General features: G+C 64.8%; 2 protein-coding genes. Both read right to left on the minus strand.

Going from position 1 to position 4969, the window contains the following annotated elements; genetic code table 11:
• Window positions 1-134: 134 nt before the first annotated feature.
• A complete protein-coding gene (locus G3480_RS25065; protein WP_164656945.1) occupies window positions 135-3506 on the minus strand; it encodes a response regulator in 3372 nt (1123 codons plus the stop codon).
• Window positions 3503-4654: an FIST signal transduction protein gene (locus G3480_RS25070; protein WP_164656946.1), complete on the minus strand. Its 1152-nt coding sequence runs from the start codon at window positions 4652-4654 to the stop codon at window positions 3503-3505. The genes G3480_RS25065 and G3480_RS25070 overlap by 4 nt, the downstream gene beginning before the upstream one ends.
• Window positions 4655-4969 lie beyond the last annotated feature (315 nt).

The raw sequence follows: 4969 nt of genomic DNA on the forward strand, positions 1-4969 counted from the left end.
CGTCCAGGCTTCAGGGGCGAACGGCTTCCCGGGCTCTCTTCATAAACTCCGTTTATCACTCCTCCTTATCAATCCCTGAGAACAGAACATACAAGGGGCGAATTCATTCGCCCTCCCGCCAGTGCCAAGGGCGACTAAAGTCGCCCTTGAGGTTTTTCAGACAGCCTCTCAGCTTCCAGCAGCACCTCGGACAGGCTCAGCTTGAGGCTTGTCACGGCGGTCGTTAGCTCCCGCAACAGCATCTCGACAGTCTCCGGATCCTGCCCATCGAGGAGAACGCGCTCCAGCGCCAGGCTGCATGCTTGGACGCGATGCATCCCGAGCGCGGCGGCCGCCCCCTTGATCGAGTGGACGACCTTCCTCGCCTCTGCCGCCTCGCCGGCTGCAGTGAGTTCAACAAGGCCCGACAAGTCCCCTTCATGCAGCTCGAAAAACTGCCGCAACAGGCTCAAGTAGAGCGAAACGTTGCCACAAACGGACTTCATGGCGAGATCCAAGTCCAGATCCTCCAAGCCCTGCAAGGCAAGCGGCACGGCCTGTGAATCGGACTCTTGGACCTCTGGCTCGTCTAGGGACTCAGGACGCACTGGAACGGCGGCCCGCTCCGAAGGCGGCGGCAGCCAGCGCAAAAGGGCCTCGTAGAGCGCGTCAGGGTCGACCGGCTTGGGCAGGTGATCCTGCATGCCCGCGGCCAGGCAGATATCACGGTCGTCGTCGAAGGCATTGGCGGTCATCGCCAGGATGGGCGTATTCCGATGCGCCGCCAGCGCGCGAATGCGGCCGGTTGCCTCGAGGCCGTCCACTTGTGGCATCTGGATGTCCATGAGGATGAGATCATAATCAGCGGCAGCGGCCATCTGCACCGCGACGCGCCCATTCTCGGCCAGCGCAACCTCGAGACCGACCTCACTCAAGAGCGCCAGGGCAATATCGCGATTGAGGGGATTGTCTTCGGCCAGCAGGACCCGCTGACCGCGGTGCCGCGCGAGTCGCTCCTCCGCGCGGCTGGCCGAAGACCGGGCCGGAGCCGCCGCATCTTCGTCACTGAGCGCGGCAAGTAAGCGGGCCAGAAAGACCCTGGGCGTAAAGGGCTTGGGGATGGCGCCACGAAAACCGTAGGAGGCCATGTCCTCCGCCTGGCGTCCATTGGATGCATCAAGCAGGATGAGACGCGCCGCACCCACCAGCCCCAAACTCAGCAGATTGAGTGCCGTCTCCGGTCCATCCATGAGTGGCATTCGGGAATCGATAAAGATGAGGTCGTAGGACGCACCAGTGCGCCGACGCAGGTGGTCGATCGCCTCCACGCCTGACGCAAGGGCGTCGACCACCATCCCTTGCGCACGCAGGATCGCCACCAAGGCAGCACGCGCTGCCGCGTCATCGTCCAGCACCAGAGCCCGCCAGCCGCGCCAAGCGCTCGGCAACGCACTGGCGCGCCTGGCATCCGCAGCCCGATCGAAAGAGACCTCGATCCAGAAGGTTGAGCCCCTTCCGGCAAGGCTATCGCAACCGAGTCGACCGCCCATAGCCTCAACCAAGCGCCGGCAGATGGCCAGGCCAAGCCCGGTGCCGCCATAGACCCGCGTCGTCGAGGCATCGGCCTGCTCGAAGGGCTGGAAGAGACGCGCGCGCTGCGCCTCGGTCATGCCCACACCCGTGTCGCGGACCTCGATCCGGGTCAGGATGCGATCATGCTCCGCGGCCAGGACACGGCCATGGATCGTCACAGTGCCCTGCTCGGTGAACTTGAGCGCATTGGTGCCGAGGTTGATGACGATCTGCCCGAGCCGCAGCCCATCGCCCCGCAGATGACGGGGCAATCCCATGACGTCGACAATGAGTTCGACGTCCTTGGCGAAGGCCTTATCCGCGAGCAGGCCGATGGTGTCGGCGAAGACCTGATCCAGGTCGAAGTCAGCCGACTCCAGCACCAGCCTGCCGGCCTCGATCTTGGAGTAGTCCAGGATGTCGTTGATGATGCCAAGCAGGTGGTGCGCAGCGGACGAGACCTTGTCCAGCATCTCGCGCTGGCGCGGCGTTTGGATCTCTCGTTTCAGCAGGTGCGTGAGGCCGATGATCGCGTTCATGGGTGTCCGGATCTCGTGGCTCATGTTCGCCAGGAAGACGCTCTTGGCCTGACTCGCCGCCTCGAGCTTGGCGGTGCGCTCGGCCACCAACTCCTCGAGGTGCTTGCGGTAACCCGCGAGTTCGGCGTCCATGCGCTTGCGCTCGCTCACGTCGTGCCAGATGGCCGCGACATAGTCGCGCCCACCGATACGCACGGCCCGATTGCTGACCAGGACATCCAGCATGACGCCATTCTTGCGGCGATACTGGGCCTCGAGGACATCGCCATCCACCACAAGCAGCTCACGCAGACCGGCCGAGACCTCGGTGGTCGGGCATGCGGTCAAATCCTCCAGGCGGCGCTCGGCCAGCTCCGCCCGACTGAAGCCCAACATGCGGCACGCGGCCTCGTTGAACTCCTCGAAGCCGTGGGTCTCGCAGTCGATCAGGACGATGCCGTCCGCGGCTTGATTGACGATAGCCCCGTAGATCTCTTCGCGCCGCTGCAGCTCGGCCTGCTCCTGCTTGCGCGCCGTGATATCGCGGGCGATCCCGATGACGCCGACGAGTTGGCCTGCTTCGTCGTACATGGGCGTCTTGATGGTCTCGAAGAGTCCGCGATAGCCGTCCTCCGCGAAGCTGAGCCACTCCTCGTTCCTTGAGGACCGGCTCAACTCGGCCGCCTTGCGATCATTCTCGCGGAAGAAATCCGCGAGGTCGCGGTCGACGAAATCGTAGTCGGACCTGCCGATGATCTGACTCGCGCTGACCCCGAAGAGCCGTTCGATGCCACGGTTACAGAGCAGGAAGACACCGTCAGGATCCTTCAGCCAGATGACGTCCGGCACCGCCTCGATCAGCGCCTGGAGGCGGGCGCGCTCGGCCTCCAGCAGCCGAGTGCTGGTCGCGAGCTGCGACTGCGCGGCATCACGGTCCTGCTCCAGGCGCCGGGCATGCGCCTCATTCGCCTGGCAGAGCTGGGCCGCCTTGGCCAGGTTCTCCAGCACTGGGGGGAAGAGATCCGTGAGCGGTAGATCGGAGGTATAGCCGCAAGGTCCGAGCAGCAGTATCGACCCGAAGCCGCGCACCGGCAGCTTGATCATATAGCCGTAGCCCTCGCAGAGCCCCGGCAACTCGCGCTGGTCAGCGTCGCAACGATACTCGGCGATGTCTCCAGCGAGCCAGTCCGCCAACACCGGAATCCTCAGGTCGCACTGCCCCTTGAGGCGGAGGCTGCCGACCGCGACGACGAGGCGCGCGGCGTCCAGGTGATCCGGGCTCGCCTGAAGCGCCACGCCGGCGGGAAGGCCGGTGTGGAAGAGCAGACGCTGAATGGCTCGCGTCATCAGGGGCTTGACGTAAAGCTCGCCGCCGATGACGCGCACCAAGTCGTACAGCATCGACAGCAGACGAATTTGGCGTGCTTCGTGACTCATGCAGGACCGCGGTCCGGCTCCCCCCAATCCACGCCGACCACAGCGGCATTGTGCAACAGCGGATAGGACGCATCGCCCACCCCGCCAATCTCGCCTAACGACAGCGCACCCACCAGGCGCGCACCCGTCTCGCGCTCGCAGACTCTCAGCTCGCGCTCGGCGCCCTCGCCCAGATGCAGCCGGCGTCCGGCGCAGTAGAAGAAGAGCAAGGGGTCTGACCTTCGCGCCGGCGCGAAGACGTCGGCCAAGGCGCGGGCGGTATCCACCGAGTCGACCTCTGGTGATTGCAGCAAGGTCAGGAGTGCATTGGCCGGCACCTCACCGACACAGAGAATACCCTCGTCCTCGTCCAAGGCCACGGGGATGCGCACCAGGGTTTGGCCGCTGGCGAGCGCGATGCCAAAGGGAAAGTGAACCGCATAGCGGTAGAAATTATCGTGGTCCAAGGCGATACCGTAGCGCGCCAACACCTTGTCGCGGTAAACCGGAAACGCCGGCTGCCAATCGATCCGGACGATCTTGTTACCGACTGTCGCCGTCGCGGTGAGCGTCTCTTCCGGGGCATGGTAGCCATGGATCAGCGCGCTCGACCAGTCATGAGGCAGCAAGAGGCAGAGCGCCCCCTTGCCGATCAGCCGCTCGCTATCGAAGACACAGGGCATAGGCTGAAAGCGCTCACTCCCGGCATTCACACCGAGATAACGCACCCCGTCGGCCAATTCGAGATAAAGCTCGTCGAGAATGCTGGCGATGTTGGGGACCATGGCGTCGAACACCATGAAAAACGTCGGCGGGGCGGAGGGATCCAAGTGGTCCTGCGCAGCGGCGGCGATGCGGACGGCCGATGAGGACTCATCCAAGTCCAACCGATCGACCAGCGCATAGACCGGCTGCCAGGGCAGATAGATGAGCAAAGCCCCATGCGTCAAGAAGCGCTGCTGCCAAACCAGCCCCGGAAAGAGCCCGCCAACCAAGCTCAGCCCGGCCGCACGGCAGGTGGACTGCAGGATGGGCAGTCGTGAGCACTCCGACTCCGCCACCAGGGCCAAGACGCAGCCCGCTGACGAGCCTGCACGCCACCTTTCGATGAGCGGCGACAGGCACCCCACGTCGAGCGTCGCGCAAAACTCCAGACTATCGTCCTTCATAGCAGATCCTGTTGAGAGCCGCCGGGTCATCTTCCGGAAAGCGCCGACTGCCTCCGAAAAGAGCGAGCAAGGTTCCCGATATGGTCGCATGAGCAGCCTCGACGGGCCCGCCTTTAATCGGAAGTCTGCGGCACCAGCAGAAAGAGCCGGGGAGACAGCACAGGAGACAAAGCCGCGGGTCTCGATCATCCTCTGGCCCAACCGGGCAGTCGGTGGGAGCGGGGGGGCCCCCCCCCCGCCCCGGGGCGGCCGGGGGGGGGGGCGCCCCCCCCCCCGGGTGGGGCGGTGGGGGGGGGGGGGGGTGTGAAACCCAGG

Origin of the sequence: Thiorhodococcus mannitoliphagus (genome assembly GCF_010915725.1) — a bacterium.
GTDB classification, from domain to species: Bacteria; Pseudomonadota; Gammaproteobacteria; order Chromatiales; family Chromatiaceae; genus Thiorhodococcus; species Thiorhodococcus mannitoliphagus.

Bases quoted from the DNA above. Each gene is read 5' to 3' on its own strand.
- G3480_RS25065 (WP_164656945.1), bottom strand. From the start codon at position 3,506: ATGAGTCACGAAGCACGCCAAATTCGTCTGCTGTCGATGCTGTACGAC.
- G3480_RS25070 (WP_164656946.1), bottom strand. From the start codon at position 4,654: ATGAAGGACGATAGTCTGGAGTTTTGCGCGACGCTCGACGTGGGGTGC.